This is a genomic window from Bacillus sp. JHAA, from assembly GCF_036961585.1.
Taxonomy (GTDB): domain Bacteria; phylum Bacillota; class Bacilli; order Bacillales; family Bacillaceae; genus Bacillus; species Bacillus velezensis.
In genome coordinates this window covers 307,692-330,001 of the sequence record NZ_JBAMDE010000005.1, presented here as the reverse complement: position 1 = coordinate 330,001, position 22,310 = coordinate 307,692, and the positions used below count along the sequence as shown (strand labels likewise).

At 48.7% G+C, this 22,310-nt stretch carries 27 protein-coding genes and 1 pseudogene; 18 read left to right on the top strand and 10 right to left on the bottom strand.

What is annotated here, in order from left to right; translation table 11 throughout:
* Window positions 1–3: 3 nt before the first annotated feature.
* From V7728_RS14360 to V7728_RS14350, 3 genes are read left to right on the top strand one after another with little or no spacing between them, the layout of a single operon-like run.
* Entirely contained in the window at window positions 4–1,158 is a 1,155-nt protein-coding gene (locus tag V7728_RS14360; RefSeq protein WP_043020819.1) for a cytochrome P450, read from the top strand.
* A 57-nt stretch (window positions 1,159–1,215) separates the two neighbouring features.
* The gene (locus tag V7728_RS14355) at window positions 1,216–2,463 is read left to right on the top strand and encodes a hydroxymethylglutaryl-CoA synthase family protein (protein WP_007409381.1); all 1,248 of its coding nucleotides are present in this window, start codon (window positions 1,216–1,218) and stop codon (window positions 2,461–2,463) included.
* Between the two features lie 59 nt (window positions 2,464–2,522).
* Complete coding sequence (locus V7728_RS14350; protein WP_015240152.1) at window positions 2,523–3,269, top strand: polyketide synthase; 747 nt, start codon at window positions 2,523–2,525, stop codon at window positions 3,267–3,269.
* A 36-nt stretch (window positions 3,270–3,305) separates the two neighbouring features.
* On the opposite strand, the gene proC is transcribed toward V7728_RS14350, so the two are convergent.
* Entirely contained in the window at window positions 3,306–4,145 is an 840-nt protein-coding gene (gene proC / locus V7728_RS14345; RefSeq protein ID WP_012117916.1) for a pyrroline-5-carboxylate reductase, read from the bottom strand.
* 396 nt (window positions 4,146–4,541) lie between these two features.
* On the opposite strand from proC, the gene V7728_RS14340 reads away from it, so the two are divergent.
* The 5 genes from V7728_RS14340 to V7728_RS14320 all read left to right on the top strand — a co-directional run bounded on the left by V7728_RS14340 (window position 4,542) and on the right by V7728_RS14320 (window position 9,098).
* Complete coding sequence (locus V7728_RS14340) at window positions 4,542–5,501, top strand: MBL fold metallo-hydrolase (RefSeq protein WP_069007651.1); 960 nt, start codon at window positions 4,542–4,544, stop codon at window positions 5,499–5,501.
* A 5-nt stretch (window positions 5,502–5,506) separates the two neighbouring features.
* Window positions 5,507–6,283: an SDR family NAD(P)-dependent oxidoreductase gene (locus tag V7728_RS14335; protein WP_015240149.1), complete on the top strand. Its 777-nt coding sequence runs from the start codon at window positions 5,507–5,509 to the stop codon at window positions 6,281–6,283.
* A gap of 16 nt (window positions 6,284–6,299) precedes the next feature.
* Window positions 6,300–7,649 (top strand): D-serine ammonia-lyase, encoded by a 1,350-nt coding sequence (gene dsdA / locus V7728_RS14330; protein WP_061582092.1) that lies wholly within the window; start codon window positions 6,300–6,302, stop codon window positions 7,647–7,649.
* 75 nt (window positions 7,650–7,724) lie between these two features.
* Complete coding sequence (coaA, locus tag V7728_RS14325) at window positions 7,725–8,684, top strand: type I pantothenate kinase (protein ID WP_003153290.1); 960 nt, start codon at window positions 7,725–7,727, stop codon at window positions 8,682–8,684.
* A 24-nt stretch (window positions 8,685–8,708) separates the two neighbouring features.
* Window positions 8,709–9,098 carry a VOC family protein gene (locus V7728_RS14320; protein ID WP_029973629.1) on the top strand — a complete coding sequence of 130 codons (390 nt, stop codon included), beginning with the start codon at window positions 8,709–8,711 and terminating at the stop codon, window positions 9,096–9,098.
* A gap of 1 nt (window position 9,099) precedes the next feature.
* Here the strand turns inward: V7728_RS14320 and V7728_RS14315 are convergent, their stop codons facing one another.
* The 5 genes from V7728_RS14315 to V7728_RS14295 form a co-directional block, all read right to left on the bottom strand.
* Window positions 9,100–9,267, bottom strand: a complete 168-nt coding sequence (locus V7728_RS14315; RefSeq protein ID WP_085342164.1) for a DUF4083 domain-containing protein — start codon at window positions 9,265–9,267, stop codon at window positions 9,100–9,102.
* A gap of 80 nt (window positions 9,268–9,347) precedes the next feature.
* Window positions 9,348–10,430 carry an AI-2E family transporter gene (locus tag V7728_RS14310; protein ID WP_082998885.1) on the bottom strand — a complete coding sequence of 361 codons (1,083 nt, stop codon included), beginning with the start codon at window positions 10,428–10,430 and terminating at the stop codon, window positions 9,348–9,350.
* A gap of 72 nt (window positions 10,431–10,502) precedes the next feature.
* Window positions 10,503–10,709, bottom strand: a complete 207-nt coding sequence (locus tag V7728_RS14305) for a YqzH family protein (RefSeq protein ID WP_003153294.1) — start codon at window positions 10,707–10,709, stop codon at window positions 10,503–10,505.
* A 98-nt stretch (window positions 10,710–10,807) separates the two neighbouring features.
* Window positions 10,808–11,152 carry a YolD-like family protein gene (locus V7728_RS14300; RefSeq protein WP_039063279.1) on the bottom strand — a complete coding sequence of 115 codons (345 nt, stop codon included), beginning with the start codon at window positions 11,150–11,152 and terminating at the stop codon, window positions 10,808–10,810.
* 15 nt (window positions 11,153–11,167) lie between these two features.
* Window positions 11,168–12,394: a DNA polymerase IV gene (locus V7728_RS14295; protein WP_082998700.1), complete on the bottom strand. Its 1,227-nt coding sequence runs from the start codon at window positions 12,392–12,394 to the stop codon at window positions 11,168–11,170.
* A 215-nt stretch (window positions 12,395–12,609) separates the two neighbouring features.
* Here V7728_RS14295 and V7728_RS14290 point away from each other — a divergent pair, with 215 nt between their 5' ends.
* From V7728_RS14290 to V7728_RS14270, 5 genes and pseudogenes are all read left to right on the top strand, one after another.
* Window positions 12,610–13,080 (top strand): GNAT family N-acetyltransferase, encoded by a 471-nt coding sequence (locus tag V7728_RS14290; RefSeq protein ID WP_012117908.1) that lies wholly within the window; start codon window positions 12,610–12,612, stop codon window positions 13,078–13,080.
* A gap of 12 nt (window positions 13,081–13,092) precedes the next feature.
* Window positions 13,093–13,437, top strand: a complete 345-nt coding sequence (locus V7728_RS14285; protein ID WP_015240143.1) for an antibiotic biosynthesis monooxygenase family protein — start codon at window positions 13,093–13,095, stop codon at window positions 13,435–13,437.
* Window positions 13,434–14,399 (top strand): annotated as a pseudogene (locus V7728_RS14280) (GNAT family N-acetyltransferase); the annotation flags it as partial. The gene V7728_RS14285 and the pseudogene V7728_RS14280, both read left to right, overlap by 4 nt.
* 74 nt (window positions 14,400–14,473) lie before the next feature.
* On the top strand, window positions 14,474–14,836 hold the full coding sequence (locus V7728_RS14275; protein ID WP_014305346.1) for an iron-sulfur cluster biosynthesis family protein: 363 nt from the start codon (window positions 14,474–14,476) through the stop codon (window positions 14,834–14,836).
* Window positions 14,811–15,050 (top strand): DUF2552 family protein, encoded by a 240-nt coding sequence (locus V7728_RS14270; protein WP_003153307.1) that lies wholly within the window; start codon window positions 14,811–14,813, stop codon window positions 15,048–15,050. Before V7728_RS14275 ends, V7728_RS14270 begins: the two co-directional genes overlap by 26 nt.
* Window positions 15,051–15,089: 39 nt before the next feature.
* Here V7728_RS14270 and V7728_RS14265 read toward each other — a convergent pair whose 3' ends face one another.
* Complete coding sequence (locus tag V7728_RS14265; RefSeq protein WP_015240141.1) at window positions 15,090–16,004, bottom strand: alpha/beta hydrolase; 915 nt, start codon at window positions 16,002–16,004, stop codon at window positions 15,090–15,092.
* 122 nt (window positions 16,005–16,126) lie between these two features.
* Between V7728_RS14265 and V7728_RS14260 the strand changes: the two genes are divergently transcribed.
* Window positions 16,127–16,351 (top strand): YqkE family protein, encoded by a 225-nt coding sequence (locus V7728_RS14260; protein WP_007409396.1) that lies wholly within the window; start codon window positions 16,127–16,129, stop codon window positions 16,349–16,351.
* Between the two features lie 32 nt (window positions 16,352–16,383).
* Here the strand turns inward: V7728_RS14260 and V7728_RS14255 are convergent, their stop codons facing one another.
* A complete protein-coding gene (locus tag V7728_RS14255) occupies window positions 16,384–17,304 on the bottom strand; it encodes an aldo/keto reductase (RefSeq protein WP_007409397.1) in 921 nt (306 codons plus the stop codon).
* A 62-nt stretch (window positions 17,305–17,366) separates the two neighbouring features.
* Entirely contained in the window at window positions 17,367–17,489 is a 123-nt protein-coding gene (gene mciZ, locus V7728_RS14250; RefSeq protein WP_003153315.1) for a Z-ring formation inhibitor MciZ, read from the bottom strand.
* A gap of 78 nt (window positions 17,490–17,567) precedes the next feature.
* On the opposite strand from mciZ, the gene V7728_RS14245 reads away from it, so the two are divergent.
* A complete protein-coding gene (locus V7728_RS14245; protein WP_003153317.1) occupies window positions 17,568–18,122 on the top strand; it encodes an NUDIX hydrolase in 555 nt (184 codons plus the stop codon).
* Window positions 18,122–19,285, top strand: a complete 1,164-nt coding sequence (locus V7728_RS14240) for a TIGR00375 family protein (RefSeq protein WP_099566883.1) — start codon at window positions 18,122–18,124, stop codon at window positions 19,283–19,285. Before V7728_RS14245 ends, V7728_RS14240 begins: the two co-directional genes overlap by 1 nt.
* A gap of 10 nt (window positions 19,286–19,295) precedes the next feature.
* On the opposite strand, the gene V7728_RS14235 is transcribed toward V7728_RS14240, so the two are convergent.
* Window positions 19,296–19,649 (bottom strand): helix-turn-helix domain-containing protein, encoded by a 354-nt coding sequence (locus V7728_RS14235; protein ID WP_007409399.1) that lies wholly within the window; start codon window positions 19,647–19,649, stop codon window positions 19,296–19,298.
* 176 nt (window positions 19,650–19,825) lie between these two features.
* Here V7728_RS14235 and V7728_RS14230 point away from each other — a divergent pair, with 176 nt between their 5' ends.
* Entirely contained in the window at window positions 19,826–20,815 is a 990-nt protein-coding gene (locus tag V7728_RS14230) for a type I asparaginase (protein WP_003153321.1), read from the top strand.
* Window positions 20,816–20,852: 37 nt separating this feature from the next.
* Window positions 20,853–22,280, top strand: coding sequence for an aspartate ammonia-lyase (gene aspA, locus V7728_RS14225; protein ID WP_003153322.1), 1,428 nt, complete (start codon window positions 20,853–20,855; stop codon window positions 22,278–22,280).
* The last annotated feature ends 30 nt before the right edge of the window (window positions 22,281–22,310 follow it).

Genomic DNA, 22,310 nt, shown 5'->3' with positions numbered 1-22,310 from the left:
AAAATGACCAGTTTAACAAAAATCAGACAGCAGCAGCCGTACAAGTGGTACCAAACGATGAGAGAAACCTCTCCCGTTCATTACAATGAAAAGGAAGATTGCTGGGAAATCTTCACCTATGATGAAGTGAAGCGGGTGATTTCTGACTACAGTCATTTTTCTTCCGATCATAAATACTTAAGTGCGGACAAACAGGAAAAAATGATTCGGCATATTAACAAAGACAGCCTTTTGAAAATGGACCCGCCTGAACACACCGTCTTCAGAAAATTGGTCAATCAGCCGTTCATGCCGAAATCGGTTGAGACTCTTGCACCGCGTATAGCCGCTATCGCTGATGACCTGCTTCAGGCCGTCCGTTCAAAAGACAGGATGGACATTATTGAAGATTACGCATTTCCGCTTCCGATTATCGTGATCGCAGAGCTTTTAGGATTTCCTCCGAAAGACAGAGATATCTTTAAAGGCTGGGTCGACCAAAGCCAGAATGTAAAAGATGAAAAGAAAATGAATGAAGTGCAAAAGCAGATGATCGGATACTTCATGCAGTTTATTTTACAGCGGAGAAAACAGCCGCAAAATGATTTAATCAGCCATTTAATTTCAGCTGATTTAGACGGAGAGCCGCTGTCAGACAAGCAATTAATCGGTTTTTGCGGCTTGTTGATCGTCGCGGGGCACGTAACGACGGAAAATGTGATCGGAAATTCATTTCTCAGTCTCAAGGAGTTCCCGCACATTCTGCCCCGGCTGCTTGAAAACAAGGCGCTCCTTCCTGACTTTATTGAGGAAGTCATCCGCCTCAGACCTTCCATTCAGCGGGTAACCCGCTACACCGCGGTTGAGAGCGAGATTGGCGGAAAAACGATTCCGGCCGGAGAAAAAGTGTATGCGTGGATTGGATCGGCGAACAGAGATGAAAAGAAGTTTGAAAATGCCGATCAAATTGACTTGGGACGAAAGCCGAATCAGCATCTGTCATTCGGTCAGGGCAGCCATTATTGTTTAGGAGCGCCGCTGGCCCGGCTTGAAGCGAAAATCGCGCTTTCCCACTTTTTTGAACAGGTGCCCGCATGGCGTTTTACTGAGGATCAAGAGCCGAATCTGGTTCCGAGCCCTGTATTTCACGGCGTTGACAGGCTGCTTGTTGAGTTTTGAGCGAAAAAATAAAAGAGGCTTCCACAGGAAGCCTCTTTACTCTGGGGGCTTGGAGAAATGAATGTAGGAATCGAAGCAATGAACGTGTTTGGCGGAACAGCGTATGTAGACGTCATGGAGCTTGCGGAACATCGGAACCTGGATAAAAAAAGGTTTGAGAACCTGCTGATGAAAGAAAAAGTGGTGGCGCTTCCGTTTGAAGATCCGATTACGTTCGCCGTAAATGCCGCAAAACCAATTATCGACTCTCTGTCAGAAGAGGAACGGAATCAGATTGAAATGGTCATCACCTGTACGGAATCCGGGATTGATTTTGGCAAATCCATCAGTACATACGTCCATGATTATTTGCAGCTGAAGCGGAATTGCCGGTTATTTGAGGTGAAACAGGCTTGCTATTCTTTAACGGCCGGATTTCAAATGGGCGTGAATTTCATCTTATCGCAAACATCGCCGGGAGCGAAAGCGCTCATCATCGGAACGGATATTTCCCGCTTTTTAGTGGCTGAAGGCGGTGACGCGTTGACGGAGGAATGGTCCTATGCCGAACCGAGTGCGGGGGCGGGAGCTGTGGCGCTTTTAGTCAGCAGCACCCCTCATGTCTTTTTGCTTGATCAAGGCGCAAGCGGGTATTACGGGTATGAAGTCATGGATACGTGCCGCCCGATCCCGGATAGTGAAGCGGGGGATGCTGATCTGTCGCTCATGTCTTATTTGGACTGCTGTGAAAAATCATTTCAGGAATACAGAAAGCGTGTAAGCGGGGCGGATTATAAGAATACATTTCAATACCTTTCTTTTCATACTCCGTTTGGCGGAATGGTAAAAGGAGCGCATCGGACGATGATGAGAAAATTGGCAAAGGCTAAGCCGCAAGACATTGAAGCGGATTTTCAGCAACGCGTGCTGCCTGGGATTCAATACTGTCAGCGCGTCGGCAACATCATGGGGGCCACCGTATTTTTATCTCTTGCCAGCACGATTGATAACGGCTCTTTTGAAACGCCGAAACGCGTCGGCTGTTTTTCATACGGTTCGGGCTGCTGCTCTGAATTTTACAGCGGTGTCGTTATGCCGCAAAGCCGTACGCGGCAGAATCAATTTCAGATCAGCCGGCATTTGGATGAACGCGTCCGTTTATCGATGGCTGATTACGACCGGCTGCTCCAAGACAGCGGTATCGTAAAATTCGGCACAAGAAATGCCGCGCCCGCAGCAGACATCCCGAATGCGCATCAAGGAAAAACGCGATTGGTGCTGACTGAAATAAAAGAGTTTCACAGAAAGTATGAATGGACGACCTAGTGTCAGAAACACTCAGAGCCGGAAAGGCTTGAGTATTTTTAAAGAAACGGAGAATAAACATGAATCCAATGATTGATGTACAGGAAACAGAACCGGGCATTGTGCAGGTCACAATGCAGGATACGGCCGGGAAAAACGGGCTGTCAGAAGAGTTTGTCAGAGAGCTGCACCGGGTATTCCAAGACATCAATGCCCATCCGTCCTATAAAACCGTCCTTCTGACGGGTTACGGAAATTATTTCTGCACGGGAGGAACGCAGGAGGGGCTTTTGACCATTCAGAGCGGAAAGCTCCAATTTACAGATTTAAAGCTTCACAGTCTTTTATTGGATTGCAGGATCCCTGTGATTTCCGCCATGCAGGGGCATGCGATCGGAGCCGGCTTTACGATCGGTCTGAGCTCGGATTTTGTGATTTTAAGCAGAGAGAGTTTTTATTCTTGTAATTATATGAAGTACGGATTTACACCGGGAATGGGCGCGACGTATATTGTGCCTGAAAAACTGGGAATTGTCCTCGGGGAAGAAATGCTGTTTACTGCCGCGAATTTCAGCGGCGCCGCTCTGGAAAAACGGGGAGTTCCGTTTGAAGTGCTGCCGAAAAAAGATGTCCTTCAAAGAGGCCGCGAATTGGCCCGGCTGCTGGCGGATAAACCAAGAGCCTCACTGGTTGCGCTGAAAACCAATGTGACCGCACGGATCAAACGAGAGCTGACAAAAGCGGTTGAGGAAGAGGTGAACATGCACGAAGCCACATTCCATCTTCCTGAAGTAAAAGAGAGAATCAGCCGCTTATACGGCAGTTAAACAGAATGAAAAAAGCATGGGAAGCCCCATGCTTTATCACTGGTCCGTCTTTTGCAGAACGGAGCCTGCGAATTGTTCTTTAATTTCGGCGCTCCGGGCTGCGGTTTCTGCGATGCAGTGCATGATGGCTTCTTCAAAGCGGCGCTCTTCTAATGCGCGAAGGCCTGCTTCAGTCGTGCCGCCCGGGCTTGTGATTTCCTTGCGCAGGCGTTCAGGCCGTTTGCTGCTTGTTCTAAGCATTTCCGTCGCCCCGGCCATGGTTTGTAAAATCAGCTCTTTTGCCGTTTCTTCCGGCAGGCCGGCTTGAAGGGCGGCCTTTTCCATTGCTTCGACATACCGGTACACATAGGCGGGACCGCTTCCGGCAATGGCTGTGACGGCATCAAGGTGTTTTTCTTCAAAGCGCGTCGCTTCTCCGATTGTTTCCAGAAGCTCTTTTGCCGTCCGGATTTCAGCTTCACTCGCCTCGGAGCTTGCGGAAAAACCGGTCGCCGATTGCTGAATGGCCGCGGATGTATTCGGCATCGCCCGGATGATGGTGAGCTTTCTGCCGAAATATTGCTGAATCGTGTGAATCGTCAGCCCTGCGATGACAGAAATCACAAGCTGATCTTTCACGTATTCGCGAATGTTCTCAATGCTTTCTGCCGCATCTTTCGGTTTAAAGGCGAGAACGATAATGTCGGTATTGCTGAAAAACTCTTCTTTATCCCGGCACGGTTTCACTCCGTACGTTTTTTGGAGCTCTTCAAGCCGGCTGTCATTTGACCGGTTTGTCATATATATATGTCCGGGGGCTGTCATCCCGCTTTGCAGCAGTCCGTTCACCATTGCTTCCGCCATTGATCCGGCCCCGATAAAACCGATTTTCTTCATATAAATCCTCCTTCTTCTCAAAACACAAAAAAACCTTCCCGTCAAAAAGGACGAAAAGGTTTCGCGGTACCACCTTACATTAGCACGAATCAGCCGTGCTCAGCTCAAATCCCGTAACGAGGGGATACGTTTAGGTTTTCCTAACCGCTCTGAGGGCAGGTTCTGTAAACAAGAGGGCCGCAATGTCTTTCAGCCGGGGACATTGCTCTCTGCTGCCGTTGTTTATATACTAGTTCCTCGTCATCGCGTTCCGTGTTTTCTAGTTTGTTGTTCATTATGCTATGCGCAAGAGCGGGATGTCAATCTTTTTTTCCGATATGCGGCAATAATGACACAGTGAAAAGAAAACGCTAAAATATGATTATTCAGGAATGAAAAGAACGAAGGAGCGTAAACATGGCAGCGAGAAAGATCATTCCGATACGTGTGCCGACTCCGTTTGCAGTCGGCGACGTTATCGTTTATTTAGTAAAAGATGAAGCCCTAACCCTTATTGATTGCGGCCCGAATACAAAGGAAGCGGCTGAATCGCTCTCATTTCAGCTTAAGGAACACGGGGTTTCTGCGGCGGATATAGAACAGGTGGTGCTCACTCATCATCACGCAGATCATTCAGGTCTGCTGCACCTTTTTTCCGATGATGCGGAAGTAATAGGGCACTCGCTGAATGACAGGTACATTACTCAGGACCAGTCGTATATCGCCCGGCAGGAGGACTTTTTTCTGTCGCTTATGACTGAAATGGGCGTTCCTCTGACGCCTGAAGACATACATAAAACAGTTAAGCTGTCATACTTATTTTCTGCAAACCGTCCGTTAACGAAAACAGTGAGGGAAGGCGGAAAAATTGACGGGCTTAACGGCTGGACGGTGCTCGAAATCCCGGGTCATGCCGCTTCTCACATTGCGCTCTACCATGAAAAAAGCGGTGAAATGTTCAGCGGCGATCTGCTTTTGTCCAACAGCTCCACCAATCCGATTCTGGAAGCTCCGGAAAAGGGGGGCGTGCGCGCGGCCCCGATGCTCGACTACTTGAACTCAATGAAGCGGCTGTATGACGTAAACCCGTCCTTTTTATATCCGGGACACGGCGATCTGCTGACAGACGTAAAGCCTGCTTTTGACAGGCGGCTTGAAAAACAGAGAAATCGGTCGGAATATGTGCTGCGCCTGTTGTCAGAGGAAACACTGACGGCTTTCCAGGTATGCCGTCGGCTGTTTCCGGCTGTGTATGAAAATGAATTGTTTTTAACGATGTCAGAAACGATCGGCCATCTTGACGTGCTGGCCGCCGAAGGGAAGGCTGTATCCTTTCAGTCGGGGAACACTCTGAAGTTTAAAGCTGTGAAGGGGTGAAGGAAATGAGCAGATTAACGGATAAGCGGATTTGGATCACCGGAGCATCCGGCGGACTCGGAGAACGGCTTGCATATTCTTGCGCGGCAGAAGGGGCTCATGTTTTTTTATCCGCCAGGCGGGAGGACCGCTTGCAGGAAGTGAAAAAGACGATTACCGCGCGCGGCGGACAGTGTGATGTCGTTCCGTTTGACGTCCGGTATGCAGAAGAGGCTGAAAACGTAAGGCGTTTGATCGGTCATGTTGACGTATTAATCAACAACGCCGGCTTCGGCATTTTTGAAACGGCCGCTGATTCATCTTTGGATGATATGAAGGCAATGTTTGAAGTCAACGTCTTCGGATTAATCGCCTGTACGAAGGCCTGTCTTCCTGTGATGCTTCATGCGAAAAGCGGCCATATTATCAATATCGCTTCACAGGCCGGCAAATTGGCGACGCCGAAATCAAGCCTTTATTCTGCAACGAAGCACGCCGTGTTAGGGTATTCCAATGCGCTGCGGCTTGAGCTGGCCGGTACGGGTGTAGCCGTGACAACGGTTAATCCCGGTCCGATCAAAACAGACTTCTTTACAATTGCAGATAAAGAGGGCGGTTATGTGAAAAGCGTCGGCAGATGGATGCTTGATGCCGACCATGTGGCAGAGCGCATTACATCCGTGATTCTGACGGATAAACGGGAAATGAATCTTCCGCGATGGATGAGCCTCGGGACGAAGCTGTATCAGCTTTTCCCATCGTTTACAGAAAAACTGGCCGGCCGCGCATTAAAGAAAAAGTAACAAGGGGGAAAAAGGAATGTCCGACCGGGATATACACAAGGCATTGATGGCAGAGCCTCTAGTCAGGCAAATGGCGGAGGCGCGTGAAGTATTTTGGATCAATCCGCATAAAACCGATGATCCAGTAAAGCATGGCGCTGAATGGAAAAAGGAGATTGCCGAAGCGGGAGAAAGGCTGCGCCGGTTTGCGCCTTATATCGCGTCGGCTTTTCCGGAGACGGAAGCGGAGGGAGGCCTCATTGAATCTCCGCTTGTCTTGGTTAATGAAATGAAAAAGCGTCTGGAACACAGCGCCGCTCAGGCTTTCCCCGGGCGTCTGCTTTTGAAATGCGACGACGAACTTCCGATTTCCGGTTCCATTAAAGCGCGCGGCGGGATTTACGAAGTGCTGAAGCATGCCGAAGATCTCGCGGTAAAAGCGGGAATGCTCTCAGCAGACGACGATTACAGCATATTGACTGAAGAACGGTTTACCGCTTTTTTCTCAAAATACTCTATAGCCGTCGGCTCTACGGGCAATTTAGGTCTGAGTATCGGCATAATCGGCGCGAAGCTCGGCTTTTGTGTGACCGTTCATATGTCCAGTGACGCAAAGCAGTGGAAAAAGGAGCTGCTCCGGGAAAAGGGGGTTCGCGTCATCGAATATGAAGCAGACTACAGTCTGGCTGTCAAAGAGGGGCGCATGCAGGCGAAGCAGGACCCTTATTGTTATTTTATTGATGACGAGCATTCCCGGGATCTGTTTTTGGGGTATGCCGTTGCGGGAAGCCGTGTGAAAAAGCAGCTCGATCAAATGAACATAAAGCCTGATGCAGATGAACCGCTTTTCGTTTATTTGCCATGCGGGGTCGGAGGAGGCCCGGGCGGCGTCGCGCTTGCGCTAAAGCTGATCTATGGCGAGCATGTCCATATTTTTTTCGGTGAGCCGACGCATTCACCGTGTATGCTGTTAGGACTGTTTTCCGGCTTGCATGACGGAATCAGCGTGCAGGATATCGGTCTTGATAATCAAACGGCCGCCGACGGACTCGCGGTGGGAAGGCCGTCCGGACTGGCCGGCCCTCTGATGGAACCTATACTCAGCGGCTGTTATACCGCCGATGACGGCACGCTTTTTTCGCTGCTTTATCAATTAAGGGCGGCCGAGAATAAGAGCCTTGAACCCTCTGCACTCGCCGGACTGGCCGGGGCCGTCAAGGTCGTTCAGACCGAAGCCGGAAACCGTTATATAAAAGAGCGGGGGCTTGAGATGGAAAATGCCGTGCACCTTGTGTGGAGCACCGGCGGAAGCATGGTTCCGGAGGAGGAAATGGAAGAGTACAGCCGGATCGGTTCCTCATTTTTGAAAAAAATGGGCAGACAGTGAAGCGGTTTTCCGTTACAATCTTTGTAAGCGTTTGTTTTTTTATCGGAAAGCCATACAGAGAGATTGGTGTGAATTGTGAAAAGTAAAGAATTGAACTTACATACATTGTATACGCAGCACAGCCGCGAGTCGTGGGCCGGATTCGGCGGCCATCTTTCCATTGCCGTTTCAGAGGAAGAAGCCAAGGCCGTAGAGGGGCTGAATGACTACCTGTCGGTGGAAGAAGTGGAAACGATTTACATTCCGCTTGTGCGCCTGCTCCATCTTCATGTCACGTCTGCCGCAAGACGGAATCAGCATGTCAATGTGTTTCTGAAGCATCCGCATTCAGCGAAAATCCCGTTTATCATCGGAATCGCGGGCAGCGTCGCCGTCGGCAAAAGCACGACGGCGAGAATTTTGCAAAAGCTTCTTTCCCGTCTGCCTGACAGGCCGAAGGTGAGCCTGGTGACAACCGACGGTTTCTTGTATCCGACGGCGGAATTAAAAAGGAAAAACCTTCTGTCCAGAAAGGGATTCCCGGAAAGCTACGACGTGAAAGCGCTGCTTGAATTTCTGAACGATATAAAGTCAGGGAAAGAGAGAGTGGAGGCGCCCGTATATTCCCATCTTACGTATGACAGGGAAGAGGGCGCCGTCGAGGTTGTCGAAGGTGCGGATATCGTTATTATCGAAGGAATCAATGTCCTGCAGTCGCCGACCTTAGAGGACGACAGGGAAGATCCGCGGATTTTTGTATCGGATTTCTTTGATTTTTCGATCTATGTGGATGCCGAAGAAAGCCGGATTTTCACGTGGTATTTGGAGCGTTTCCGCCTCTTAAGAGAAACCGCTTTTCAGGATCCGGCTTCTTATTTTCATAAATTTAAGGATTTGTCTGATGCAGAAGCGGATACCATGGCCGCCTCCATTTGGGAGAGCGTCAACCGTCCGAATCTGTATGAAAATATCCTGCCGACAAAATTCAGATCGGATTTGATTTTGAGAAAAGGTGATGGCCATAAAGTTGAAGAGGTGCTGGTAAGGCGGGTGTGATGTGAGGAGGAAGCGAATATTATGATGCATCATATTGAGTTGTATGTATCTGACTTGAAAGCCTCCGCCCGGTTTTGGGGATGGTTTTTAGGTGAGCTCGGTTATAGGGAATTTCAAAATTGGGACTCCGGCATCAGCTGGAAAAACGCAGGATTTTATGTTGTGCTTGTACAGACAGAGGAGCGTTTTTTAACACCGGAGTACCACAGATGCCGGGTCGGGCTGAACCATCTGGCTTTTCATGCTGCATCAAGAGAGCAGGTTGACGAGATGACAGAAAAGCTGCTTGCCAGAGGATGCCCCGTGCTTTACAGGGACCGCCATCCATATGCAGGCGGAAGCACGCATTACGCCGTATACACGGAGGACCCGGATCGGATAAAAGTGGAGCTCGTTGCGCCTGCTTCTGAATGAACTATAACTTTTCGTTTTTTTCTTCGCGCAGCGCGTCGAGTTTCTTTTCGATTCTGTCTAATTGTATGCGGCGCTTGTTCAAGCTTTTGAATACGTATATCACGGCAAACAGGAAAAATGCGGCTGCAATAAATGAAATCAATTGAAAAATGACATCACCGATGTTCATCTTTTTTACCTCCGTGTGCGGCGGGCTTCTTCAGCCCGCCGTTTTTTCATTTTGACCGATGTGAAGACATGGGGGATGAATCATTTCTCTCCTAGCTTTGTTTTTTTTCTGAGAATGAATAGTTTCTGCATGTGGCTTATGACCACTTTTGCGGCCGCATATCCCGGAATGGCCAGAAGCATCCCGGCAATTCCTGAGAATTTGCCGGCGGCAAGCAGAAGAAAAATAATGGTCAGCGGGTGAATGTCCAGCTTCCGTCCCATAATTTGCGGGGAAATCAGCTGGCTTTCAAGCTGCTGGACAATGACGACGACCGTAATCACCAGCACCGCCTCGGTCGGTGAATCGAACAATCCGACAATGACTCCGGGAAATGTGCCGATCCAAGGCCCGATAAACGGAATCAGGTTTGTCACCATGGCGAACGCGCCCAGAACGAGCGGATAATCGAGCCCGATTATAAAATAGCCGATTGTGACGAGAACGCCGACACAGAAACTGACGAGCAGCTGTCCTTGTATGTATGAACTGAGAGCTTCATCCATGTCCCGAAGGATTTGTTTTCCTTCTTTTTGATGTTTTTCCGGAAGAAGCCGCAGCAGTCGCCGGGGGGCTTTGTTTCCTTCTTTTAACATGTAATACAGCGCAAACGGAATAATGGCTGCGGTGATGGCGGCATTGGCAGCCGTACCGGCCAGGCTGCTGAGAGAATCAGCGATTGAACCGGAATAATTTGCGGCTTTGTCTGCTAATTTTTTAAAGGAATCCCCATGCTGAAGCCGGGAAAACCATTTGCTGTCCTGGAGATGCCCGATCCAATTTTCAGCTTTTGCGGAAAGCTCCGGAATATGATCTGTGAAGGCTGTAAACTGTTTTTGAACGGCAGGGCCCGCCGTATAAAGGAAGAGGACAAAAAGGCCGGCTGTTCCCGCATAAATCGCTAAAATCGCGATTCCTTCGGGCAACTTTAATTTCGCATGCAGCAGTCTGACGAGCGGGCGGCACAAATAATAAAGGACGCCCGATAATACAATGGGCGGAAATAAGGTTTTAACCGTAATCACAACAGGCTGGAACAAAAAGTCTATTAATGTTCCGAGATAAATGATGAGAAATAACAGAAGAACGGCATAGCCGATCCTGAAATAAGGCCCGACAGGCATATCCTGCACCACGCAATCTTTAAGGGTTTACTCTCGGACATTTCCCTTATCGCCCGGTGCATAAACGTCGTGTCAGGAAAACTGCCCCTGATTGGTGACGTAATCGTAGATAATATCTTCTACATGGGCATGGAGATCCTCATCGGGTTCTTCATTCCTTCTTTCTTCTAAAGCTTTTTTTAAACTCTGTTTTTCATAGGGGCTCAGCGGATCTGTCGACACATTCCGTCCATACTGGCGGAGGGCTTGTCCCAGCATTTTTTCTATAAATTGATCCATCATATATTCTCCTATTCTTGTCATTCATCTTTATTCTACTAAATATCATGTGATCCTCCCACTCTTCTATCATATTTTCTGTCGGACGATTTAGGCTTTTATTCCAGTTCAGCCGAGAGAATACGATGAAACGGCAGCGTTAACGCATCTTCATCGTTTATGATTTTTAAACGCTTTTCGTCATGCCTCACTTGTTTTACCCAGCCCCAAAACCGGCGGGGGCCGTGTGCTGAAGCGTAGGTGACCGAGATGGCCCTGTCTTCTTCAATCGACGCCGCAATGATGCGGTTCATGTCGTTCAGTTGCTCTTCGCTCAGTTCCGGAGGCCGGAATTCCCGTTCTTTTTGTTTTTTCGCAAGCAGCTGTTCCCGATGTTCGGGCAGCATCATCCGGCTTGATTCCCACATGACATTATACCCGGGTGTTAATTTGTTCGGATTCATGTATATCACCTCAAATTATTTGTAATGCCCGCCGATTTTTTCAGCCCGGTGAAAGGCTTGGCCGGCCTCTGTCAGTGAAGCGGCATGGAGGAGCGACGCAGGGCCGTACCGCTCATGAATATCATCCAATACTTTGCCGAGACTGATCTTTTTTTCCTGGGCATCGAACAGGCTCAGCTGAACATAATCACAAGGCTCCAGCTGGGAAAGGGAGACGCCGGCACTGCGGACGGGCTCACCGTTCCAATGCTCTTTGAAGAGCTTGACCGCCGCTTTAAAAATATCCATTCCGAAATTAGTCGGAGACACCAGCTTTCTCTGTCTGTGAAAACCTGAAGGGAATTCAAAATCAGCGCCTCTGATGCTGACCGAAACCGTATGGCCGATGTATTGTTTGAAACGGGCGCGGCGGGCCACTTCTTCGCTTAACTCCAGCAGCACGACTTTGATATCCTCAAAGCGGCTGTAGTCTCTCGGGAGGGTCATGTTATGGCCGATCGCTTTTTGCCGGCTGTGCGTGTTGACGGTGACCGGAGAGGGATCGATGCCGCGGGCTGTCCGCTGAAGCAATTCGCCGTTAATGCCCCAGCGTTTTTTCAGCAATTCGGCGGGGTGTCCGGCAAGCCCGCCGATTGTGCTGATGCCCATCCGTCTTAAATGATGCTCCATCCGTTTTCCGATGCCGAATAATTTTCCGACCGGCAGCGGCCACAGATCCTGCCTGATATTTGACATATCCAATCTGTGGATGCCGGATGCGTTTTTTTTGGCAAAATGGTCGCAAGCCATTTTCGCGAGCGTCTTATTCGGCCCGATGCCGACACGGGCATAAATGCCGAATTCACGCATAATCGCTTGCTGAATGCTTTTGGCAATTGTAAAAGGATCACCGAACAGCCGCCTGCTTCCGGTCACGTCGAGAAACTGCTCATCGATGGAGTAGGGTTCTACAAGATCGGTATACCGTTCAAACAGTTCGGTAATCATGACGGATACATCAATATACCGCTGCATCCGCGGACGGACAATAACGGCATCGGGACATTTGGCCTGCGCTTCCCACAGCCGTTCGGCATTTTTTACGCCGTATCGTTTGGCGAGCGGACAAGCCGCAAGCACGACGCCGCTGCGTCTTTCGGGATCTCCCGAGACAATCACGGGCCGGCTTTTGAGATGAGGCGCTTCCGCTTTTTCCACAGACGCATAAAACGATTGCATATCTACAAGAAGAATATCAGCCATAAAAAAACCTCCGGGAACATTTGTTCTGTTTTTCATTGTACCCGAACAATGATCACGTTTATACTGGTAAATCATTCCCCGGCTGGAAGACGTGCTGATTCGTTTGCTTGAAAAGAAATCATTTACAATTGCAAACAACCCACATATAATTTTTTATATTCCAATGAGAAGAGCTGACATTCATTTTGCCGGACGAAAAGGAGAGTCAATCGATAATGGATATTCGAACAATTACCTCTGAAGACTATGAAATGGTTACGTCTGTTTTGAATGAATGGTGGGGCGGCAGGCAGATGAAAGACAAACTGCCGCGCTTGTTTTTTGAACATTTTCAGGACACAAGCTTTATCACGTACGGGCCGGAGGGAATGACCGGTTTTTTAATCGGTTTTCAGTCACAATCAGACCCTGAGACAGCCTACATTCATTTTTCCGGTGTGCATCCGGATTTCAGAAAAATGCAAATTGGAAAACAGCTCTACGACCGATTTATGGAGACGGTGAAGAAAAGGGGTTGCACAAAAGTCAATTGCGTGACGGCGCCTGTCAATAAAGTATCAATCGCTTATCATACAAAATTAGGATTTGAAGCTGAAAAAGGAACCAAAACCGTAAACGGAATCCCTGTTTTTGCGAATTATGACGGTCCGGGAGAAGACCGGATTCTGTTTGTGAAATATATGTAGAGGGGGTTGAATATGGGTTTTTTAGCTGACACGCCCAAACCGCCCTATTATGCGGTCATTTTTTCATCAATAAAGGGAAAATATGATGAGGAATATGAACATACGGCAGAGCGCATGATGAATTTGGCAGGCGGACAGCCGGGCTTTTTAGGCGCGGAAAGCGTTCGGGAGGAAAACGGCTGCGGCATCACGGTTTCCTACTGGGACAGCCTGGAGGCGATTAAAAGGTGGAAAGATCATACTGACCACCAGGCGGCAAAACAAAAAGGAAAAACCGCCTGGTATGAAGCGTACGCGGTCCGCATTACGAAGACGGAGTCACAGCGGATGTTTGCGTCAAAAGGGGCGGAAGATTGATTACATTTTTACAGCATACACAAGAACAGACCGCGCGGGAAATTGCGGCGGTTCAGCGCTGCGCTTATCAAAAAGAAGCAGAGCTGATCGGCTTTTTCGGCATTCCCGCCCTGCATGAAACACCCGATGATATACAGCGGTCACGGGAGACGTTTGCCGGTTTCAAGGAAAAAGATCAGCTTGCAGGCGTCATTTCGTATGAAAAAAAGGGATATGACCTTGTCATATGCAGGCTGACGGTGCACCCGTCCGGCTTTCGGAAAGGAATCGGACGGGCGCTTCTTCAATTTGTGATAGATCAAAATCGGGACGCCCAAAAAATAGAGGCGGCTACCGCCAGCCAAAACGTTCCGGCAGTCTCTCTCTATTTAAAAACAGGTTTCACAGAAGCCGGACAGATAGAGACGCCGGAAGGGCTGACCCTCTCGTTTTTTCATCTTTATCCGAAGAGGAAAGCGGAAGTTGTTCCGTACAAGCCGGAATGGAAAGAAATATTTGAAAGAGAGAAGACGGACTTGATCCGAATCTTCGGCCCAGCACTTCATTCTGTCAGCCACATCGGCAGCACCTCTATCCCAGGGATGGCCGCCAAACCCGTCATCGATATACTGGCGGAGGTTAAAGATATTTCGGACGCTGACCGATTCAGTCCGCAACTGGAAGCACTCGGCTATGAGGCGAAAGGGGAAAACGGGATAGAGGGCCGGCGTTTCTTTCAAAAAGGCGGCAACAAGCGCACACACCACGTTCACATATACGAAACAGGCCATCCGGACGTGAAGCGTCATCTGCTGTTCCGGGATTACCTCACCGCAAAGCCTGAAAAAGCGGCTCAATACATGGAACTGAAACGGCACCTCGCTAAGACGTACCCATACGATATGGCAAAGTATAGTGAAGGGAAAAATGACTGGATCAAGGCGGCTGAACAAGAGGCAAAGGTCTGGGAGAGCGGGCTGCTGTAAAGAAAGCAGAAACAATGCATACAGCGGCTCGGTATGCTACAATGGCGAAAATGAAAAACGGAGGATCATCTATGCAAATACATGTGACGGATGCGGCGAAACACACACTTCAGCAGGCGATGGACGCCAACCCGGGGAAAAAAGCGCAGCTCCGCTATGACGCAGAAGGCTGCGGGTGCGCGGTGAGCGGCGTGCCGACCATCTGGCTGGCGGACGAATTAACGGGACAATGCGAAGCCATTGAAACCAACGGACTTCCGCTTTACATCCAGACCTCACAAAAAGTGTTTTTTGACGAGGAAATGACAATCGATTACAATGAAAAGGCAAAAACGCTCGTCTTAAAAAGCCCGGCAGAGATGCTGAGCCCGAGAATGAGCATATTAGTAAAGCAGGGAGAAACGGAAAGTGAATCAAAAGCTGAAAGCCATTAAACAGACGGCACAGCATAAAACGTGGGTATCCTTTCTGAACAACAACCACCCGTACAGTCTGCTGCACTGGTCCATCGGAGGCGCTGAATCCGTTCAGAAGGATGTCTGGCTGCTTCAAGATGAGATGACCTTCAAAGCGCAGGAGTTTACGACAATCGACCTCGCCATTGACTGGATCGGAGAAAATATGGACGGGATTACCGACGTTTTATGACGGGAAAGCGAAAGAACCAGCATACGTTCTTTCGCTTTTTTACGTTTGCGTCATGGTATCTAAAAAGGTTTGAACGGCTTTACGGTAGCTCTCCGGATTTTTGGTGTACGACATGGCATGCCCGCCCGATTCGGCCAGATAGAGCATCTTAGGGCCGCGTTTTCTGCGGTGCAGCAATTCGGAACAAGCGGAGGGTATATAATCATCTTCCTTACTGTGAATAAACAGCACGGGCTGCCGGATGCGGCTGATAACCGATAGAGGAGATACATCACGGATACGGTAGCCTTCTCTCATCCGCAAAAAGAAATCAGCCAAAGGCAGAAGCGGCCACGGAGGCAGCCGGAACTCCCGTTTCAGCCTGTAGGCGAGCTGATCGCGAAAGCTTGCGAACGGACAGTCCGCAATATAAAAATCAGCGCCGTTTTCATCCTGATGCCCGCCCGCGTATAATAAGGCCGTCACCGCCCCCATCGATTCCCCGTGGATGCCGATTTGACCGCCGTCTCCGGTTTTGTGTCTCACCCAATTCACGGCTTCTTCCAAATCATCTTTTTCAAAATAGCCGTAGCTCGTCGTTCTGCCGCCGCTTTTTCCGTGCCTGCGGTGGTCATATACGAGCACATTCCAGCCTAAATCTAAAAATAAATCCATGTATTTCAATGAATTGAACGAATTTACGGTAACGCCGTGACAAATAATCATGGTGTTTGCCGTATGATGCGGGGCGATGTAAAAGCCTTTGATCTCATACCCGTGGCGTGACAGGATGACGGCCTCTTCTTTTTCCATGGCCTGAAAGGAATCAAATCTATCATGCCCGTCCGCCGTTTCTTTTTTCATGATATCTTCATCCGTCTTTTTCTTCATAAACATAATCAGATTCGTAAAAGCGAATCCGGCAGCCAAAAAGACTGCGCAAGCCGAACCGAACACCGCCAGCCATTTTTTCACACAGGCACCCTCCTTTCATATGAAAAATCCTTCCTCCGGCTATTCAGGACCGTGAACGTTGCCGGCCTCCGGCGCTCCGTGGTACACTTGCTTCACCATATTCAGATACGGGGGGCGTAATGATGAAAAAGCAGCTGCCTAAAGAAAAACACAGCTTAAAAGACGATCTGGAGGAAGATCTGAAGGCCAGGCTTTTGCAAATGAAAAGTGAGCTGAAGGAAGAAGACGAGAAAAAACAGGCGCAGCAAAAGGCGGAACAAATCAGAAAACGAAAAGAAAAAGAAAAACATAAAAGCTTTGAAGAGCTGCTGAATGAAAGCAGTCTCGATTGGCACAAATATAAATAAACCGGCATCCGAAAAGGTGCCGGTTTTATTGTTTAAGAACGATGGGCTTCGTATACGTCCCGTTTTGTATGGTATTGCAGGGCTTTGATTTCCTGGCTGCTTAAACGCCTGGCCTCTGCAGCCGAACAGTTTTCTCTCAGCTGCTCAAGTGAGCTGGCTCCGGTGATGACAGAAGCGACGGCCGGCTGTGACAGCAAGTATTGAAGAGAAAGCTCCGTCATGCTCAAGTCAGGTGCGGCAGCGCTGATCGCTTTTTTGGTTTCTGCCAGTTCTGCAAAAGAATATGTTAAATAGCCGTTCTCTTTTACGCTTGCGGCCGCTTGATCAAGCGGTTTTTCCGTAAGAAGCCCTTTAGCGACAGGCCCTCTTGCGACTACGCTGATTCCGTTCTCCTCTAAAAGGGGAAGCCACTCCTCGGGACGCCGGTCCAGCAGGCTGTATTGCATCATAACGCTGGTGATATTTGATTTTTTCACATATTCTTTAATAACATTCGGACGAATCGAGGAAATGCCGTAATACCGGATGACACCTTCCTGTTTTAAGTCCTCAAATGCTTCGATCGTTTCGTCAATATGGTCTTCCATCGTGCCGCCATGCAGCTGATAAAGGTCGATATAGTCCGTTTTCAGCCGGCGCAGGCTGTTTTTGACCGCTTCTTTTATGTATCCTTTGGAAGCGTCCCAATGCCAGCCGTCTTTATCATCATTCCAGCGGTTTCCGGCTTTCGTGGCTAAAATGATGTCGTGCCTGCGGTTTTTGACGGCCTCCCCGACAATTTCCTCATTTCTGCCGAAATCATAAAGATCAGCGGTATCTAAATAATTGATTCCAAGCTCGATCGCTTCATCCAAAATAGACAGCGCTTTAGCTTTATCCGTGCCCAGCGACATACAGCCGAGCCCGATTTCGCTTATTTCTAAATCAGAATGTCCCAGTGTGCGTTTTCTCATCGTTTCGCTCCTTTTTATAGTCTTTTATTGACCGTAATATAAAGGCGCGAAGTTTTCAACTGTTAAGGCCCGGTGATCCAATCTCCGACATAGCGGAATGTCCGTCCGTATTCTTTCAGTTTAGCCCGCACTTCCCACGCCTTTCCGACCAATACGATACTCTTATCCTTCCGGTACACCTTCAATCGAAAAGCACCTCCCTCTCATGCATGTATGATAAAATATATGAGGCATAATAGAGAGACAGAACGGGAGATGACATGATGAAACATTTAGAAGAAAAAACACTTGCGAAAAAAAAGCTGTATGACGGGAAAGTCATAGATCTTTACTTAGAGGACGTAGAGCTCCCGAACGGAAAAACAAGCAAGCGGGAAATCGTCAAACATCCGGGAGCGGTGGCCGTACTTGCGGTAACCGAAGAAGGAAAAATCATTTTGGTGAACCAGTTCAGAAAGCCGCTGGAACGGACAATCGTTGAAATTCCGGCCGGGAAGCTTGAAAAGGGGGAAGAGCCGGAACATACGGCGTTAAGAGAGCTCGAGGAAGAAACGGGATATACGGCGGAAACCTTGACGAAAATCACCGCTTTTTATACATCACCCGGGTTTGCTGATGAAATCGTGCATCTCTTTCTTGCGGAAGGGCTTTCGCCGCTGGAAGAAAAACGAGAGCTGGATGAGGATGAATTTGTCGAAGTCATGCAGGTCACGCTTGAAGAGGCCGTGAAGCTGATTGAATCCCGCAGGGTGTATGACGCAAAAACGGCTTACGCGATTCAGTATCTCCAGCTGAAAGAAGCGCTGAAGGAAAAATGATGAAAACCATCTATGCGGATCTGCATATTCATATCGGCCGCACCTATACGGGAAAACCGGTCAAAATCACCGGGGCCAAAACGTTGACGCTGCACCGGATTTTAGAAGAAGCCAGTGAGGGGAAGGGAATTGAACTATTGGGCATCATCGACTGCCATTCCCCGGAAGTCATAGAAGAAATCGAGCGCGGAATTGATGAAGGCAGATACCGTGAGCTGAAAGAAGGCGGCATCCGGTATCGGAATACGACGCTTCTGTTGGGCAGTGAGCTTGAAATCTATGATCACACATGCCGCGGGCCGATTCACGTTCTCGTCTTTATGCCGTCTCTTGCCGAAATGAAGATGTTTTCTGAGTGGCTTGCAAAAAGGCTTAAAAATATCCATCTCAGTTCCCAGCGCATTTATGAAACCGGTTTGAATCTTCAAAGGAAAACAAAGGAATTGGGCGGGCTGTTTATTCCCGCCCATATGTTCACCCCGCATAAAAGCCTGTACGGAAAAGGGGTCAGATCTTCTTTGACAGAGGTTTTCGACCCGTCGCTCATTGACGCGGCGGAACTCGGGTTAAGCTGTGACACCGACATGGCTTCGCGGGTAACAGAACTTGATCCGTATACATTTTTAACAAATTCTGATGCGCATTCCTTAGGAAAAATCGGCAGAGAATATAATGAAATGCTTCTTAAAGAAGCGAATTTCACGGAATTTTCGCTGGCTTTAAAAGGGAAGGACGGAAGAAAAATCACGGCGAATTACGGGCTGAACCCGAAGCTCGGGAAGTATTACCGGACGGCTTGCGACCGCTGCGGCAGCCCGGTTGAAAAAGGAGCTTCCGCATGTCCGGAGTGCGGGGGGAAAACAATGACAAAAGGGGTCAGTGAACGGCTGGAGGAACTGAGCGGCCCGAAAAAAAGCCGCGTGCCGCGGCCGCCGTATATTCATCAAATCCCGCTGCAGTTCATTCCCGGGGTCGGGCCGAAAACGTTAGAAAAACTGAAGCGGGCTTTCGGGACGGAGATGGCGATTCTTCATCAGGCGCAAGAAGAGGAATTGGCGCGTGTCGTCCAGCCTAAAATAGCGGCTGTCATTCATAAAGCGCGCACCGGGCAGCTTGTCCTTGAGGCCGGGGGCGGAGGGACGTACGGCAGAATCAAGCCGTAAAAGCCGGTTTTTAACGGAGCTCCTCCTGCACCTTCTTTTTCGTGCGGACAAACGCAATCAATTCGATGATTTCATCCTGATTCAGCGGCTGTCCGTCAACGGTCAGTGTGCCGCGGCCTTGTGCGGCGTTTGTTAATTCGATGGTCTGGGCAAACGGCTCCGCCTTTTTTTCAGTGCGCCCGAGTAAATCGTCGCACGTCGTGTCAAACAGATCGGCAAGCGTGCCCAGCGCCTCGAATGACGGACGCCGGTATCCTGATTCATACCCGGCGTACGTGCTTTTGGCGATGCCGAGACGGTCAGCCGTATATTGAAGAGACCAATTTTTCTTTTTTCTCAGTTCAGTTAAACGATCTAAATTCATATTCAAAACCGCTCCTTTTCACTTGAGCAAATTATATCATATCGATATGCAAAAGTGTACGCGAATTGAATAATAATCACTTGATTAATTTCATTCGTCTGTCTATAATTTGATTAAAAGTATGCGAAAAGCGAATGCTTAACACATCTTGAGAAATGGATGAAGAGGTGCAGGGTATGAAAAAATTATTGCTGTTAACAACCGGAGGAACAATCGCCTCAGTCGAAGGAGAAAACGGGCTTGCACCCGGGGTGAAAGCAGACGAATTGTTAACCTACGTATCAAAACTTGATAACGATTACACGATGGAAACCCATTCGTTAATGAACATCGACAGCACAAATATGCAGCCTGAATACTGGGCCGAAATCGCAAATGCTGTCAAAGAAAAATATGACGCATATGACGGGTTCGTCATTACGCACGGAACAGACACAATGGCCTATACATCAGCGGCACTGTCTTATATGCTTCAGCATGCTGATAAACCGATCGTCATTACGGGTTCGCAAATCCCGATTACATTTCAAAAAACCGATGCCAAAAAAAATATCACGGACGCGATCCGCTTCGCATGTGAAGGGGTGGGCGGCGTATACGTCGTATTTGACGGCAGAGTCATTCAAGGCACACGCGCCATTAAATTAAGAACGAAAAGCTATGATGCATTTGAGAGCATTAACTATCCGTATATCGCGTTTATTACCGAAAACGGAATTGAATACAACAAACAAGTGCACATGCCAAAAGACGATGCTTTTACGGTCAATACTTCACTTTGCACGGACGTGTGCCTGCTCAAGCTACACCCGGGGCTGAAACCGGAAATGTTTGACGCATTAAAGGGCATGTACAAAGGAATCGTCATTGAAAGCTACGGCAGCGGCGGCGTGCCGTTTGAAGGAAGAGACATTCTCGCCAAAGTCAATGAAATGATTGAAAGCGGCATTGTCGTCGTCATTACGACACAATGTCTTGAAGAAGGAGAGGACATGAGCGTCTATGAAGTCGGCCGAAGAGTCAATCAAGATCTCATTATCCGCTCCAGAAATATGAACACGGAAGCCATCGTGCCGAAATTAATGTGGGCGCTCGGCCAGTCTCACAACTTGGCTGAAGTCAAAAACATTATGGAGACACCGATCGCAGACGACGTTGTACTGTAAAAACATGACTACCACAAAGAGAAAGTAGGGTTTTAGCATGACAAACGCGCAAAAAGAATATCGTCAGGAAAAAGATTTCCTCGGAGAAAAACAAATTGAAGCTGATGTGTATTACGGAATACAAACGCTGCGCGCGAAAGAAAACTTTCCGATTACCGGCTACCGCATCCACGAAGAAATGATTAATGCGCTCGCCATCGTCAAAAAAGCGGCGGCGCTTGCCAACATGGATGTAAAACGGCTGTATGAAGGAATCGGAAATGCGATTGTACAGGCCGCAGATGAAATTCTTGAGGGAAAATGGCATGACCAATTTATCGTCGATCCGATCCAAGGGGGAGCCGGAACGTCCATGAACATGAATGCCAACGAAGTAATCGGCAACAGGGCTCTTGAAATCATGGGGCATAAAAAAGGTGAATACATTCACCTCAGCCCGAACACACACGTCAACATGTCACAATCGACGAACGACGTGTTTCCGACGGCAATCCATATTTCAACCTTGAAACTTTTGGATAAGCTCCTTGATACGATGGCGCATATGCTCAGTGTCTTTAAAGATAAAGCGAAACAATTTGATTCTGTCATTAAAATGGGGCGCACACACCTTCAGGACGCTGTGCCGATCCGTCTCGGACAGGAATTTGAAGCATACAGCCGCGTGCTTGAGCGTGACATAAAGCGAATTAAACAATCCCGCCAGCATCTGTATGAAGTAAACATGGGGGCAACGGCCGTAGGTACGGGACTTAACGCCGATCCGCGCTACATAGAACAGGTTGTGAAGCACCTGGCTGACATCAGCGGACTGCCGCTTGTCGGCGCCGGCCATTTGGTTGACGCCACACAAAACACTGATGCGTATACGGAAGTTTCAGCCGCGTTGAAAGTATGCATGATGAACATGTCTAAAATCGCCAACGATCTGCGCTTAATGGCTTCGGGTCCGCGCGCGGGACTTGCGGAAATTTCACTGCCCGCCCGTCAGCCGGGATCATCCATTATGCCTGGGAAAGTCAACCCTGTAATGGCAGAGCTGATCAACCAAATCGCCTTCCAGGTCATCGGGAATGACAATACGATCTGCCTCGCTTCAGAAGCGGGCCAGCTGGAGCTTAACGTAATGGAGCCGGTACTCGTATTTAACCTGCTTCAATCCATCAGCATCATGAATAACGGGTTCCGTTCATTTACCGATCATTGTCTGGCGGGAATTGAAGCCAACGAAAAACGCCTGAAGCAATACGTGGAAAAAAGCGTCGGCGTCATTACAGCGGTCAATCCGCACCTCGGGTATGAAGCGGCTGCGCGAATTGCACGTGAAGCAATCATGACGGGGCAATCTGTAAGAGATCTTTGCCTTCAAAATGATGTACTGACAGAAGAAGAATTGGATATCATTTTGAATCCATATGAAATGACAAAACCGGGGATTGCCGGAAAAGATCTATTAGAAAAATAAATTTTAAAGCAATAACAGCCGCCTTTTCAC

Coding starts and splice junctions, on each gene's coding strand:
- V7728_RS14360 (WP_043020819.1), top strand. CDS start 4: ATGACCAGTTTAACAAAAATCAGACAGCAGCAGCCGTACAAGTGGTAC.
- V7728_RS14355 (WP_007409381.1), top strand. CDS start 1,216: ATGAATGTAGGAATCGAAGCAATGAACGTGTTTGGCGGAACAGCGTAT.
- V7728_RS14350 (WP_015240152.1), top strand. CDS start 2,523: ATGAATCCAATGATTGATGTACAGGAAACAGAACCGGGCATTGTGCAG.
- proC (WP_012117916.1), bottom strand. CDS start 4,145: ATGAAGAAAATCGGTTTTATCGGGGCCGGATCAATGGCGGAAGCAATG.
- V7728_RS14340 (WP_069007651.1), top strand. CDS start 4,542: ATGGCAGCGAGAAAGATCATTCCGATACGTGTGCCGACTCCGTTTGCA.
- V7728_RS14335 (WP_015240149.1), top strand. CDS start 5,507: ATGAGCAGATTAACGGATAAGCGGATTTGGATCACCGGAGCATCCGGC.
- dsdA (WP_061582092.1), top strand. CDS start 6,300: ATGTCCGACCGGGATATACACAAGGCATTGATGGCAGAGCCTCTAGTC.
- V7728_RS14320 (WP_029973629.1), top strand. CDS start 8,709: ATGCATCATATTGAGTTGTATGTATCTGACTTGAAAGCCTCCGCCCGG.
- V7728_RS14315 (WP_085342164.1), bottom strand. CDS start 9,267: ATGAACATCGGTGATGTCATTTTTCAATTGATTTCATTTATTGCAGCC.
- V7728_RS14310 (WP_082998885.1), bottom strand. CDS start 10,430: ATGCCTGTCGGGCCTTATTTCAGGATCGGCTATGCCGTTCTTCTGTTA.
- V7728_RS14305 (WP_003153294.1), bottom strand. CDS start 10,709: ATGGATCAATTTATAGAAAAAATGCTGGGACAAGCCCTCCGCCAGTAT.
- V7728_RS14300 (WP_039063279.1), bottom strand. CDS start 11,152: ATGAATCCGAACAAATTAACACCCGGGTATAATGTCATGTGGGAATCA.
- V7728_RS14295 (WP_082998700.1), bottom strand. CDS start 12,394: ATGGCTGATATTCTTCTTGTAGATATGCAATCGTTTTATGCGTCTGTG.
- V7728_RS14290 (WP_012117908.1), top strand. CDS start 12,610: ATGGATATTCGAACAATTACCTCTGAAGACTATGAAATGGTTACGTCT.
- V7728_RS14285 (WP_015240143.1), top strand. CDS start 13,093: ATGGGTTTTTTAGCTGACACGCCCAAACCGCCCTATTATGCGGTCATT.
- V7728_RS14275 (WP_014305346.1), top strand. CDS start 14,474: ATGCAAATACATGTGACGGATGCGGCGAAACACACACTTCAGCAGGCG.
- V7728_RS14260 (WP_007409396.1), top strand. CDS start 16,127: ATGAAAAAGCAGCTGCCTAAAGAAAAACACAGCTTAAAAGACGATCTG.
- V7728_RS14255 (WP_007409397.1), bottom strand. CDS start 17,304: ATGAGAAAACGCACACTGGGACATTCTGATTTAGAAATAAGCGAAATC.
- V7728_RS14245 (WP_003153317.1), top strand. CDS start 17,568: ATGAAACATTTAGAAGAAAAAACACTTGCGAAAAAAAAGCTGTATGAC.
- V7728_RS14240 (WP_099566883.1), top strand. CDS start 18,122: ATGAAAACCATCTATGCGGATCTGCATATTCATATCGGCCGCACCTAT.
- V7728_RS14235 (WP_007409399.1), bottom strand. CDS start 19,649: ATGAATTTAGATCGTTTAACTGAACTGAGAAAAAAGAAAAATTGGTCT.
- V7728_RS14230 (WP_003153321.1), top strand. CDS start 19,826: ATGAAAAAATTATTGCTGTTAACAACCGGAGGAACAATCGCCTCAGTC.
- aspA (WP_003153322.1), top strand. CDS start 20,853: ATGACAAACGCGCAAAAAGAATATCGTCAGGAAAAAGATTTCCTCGGA.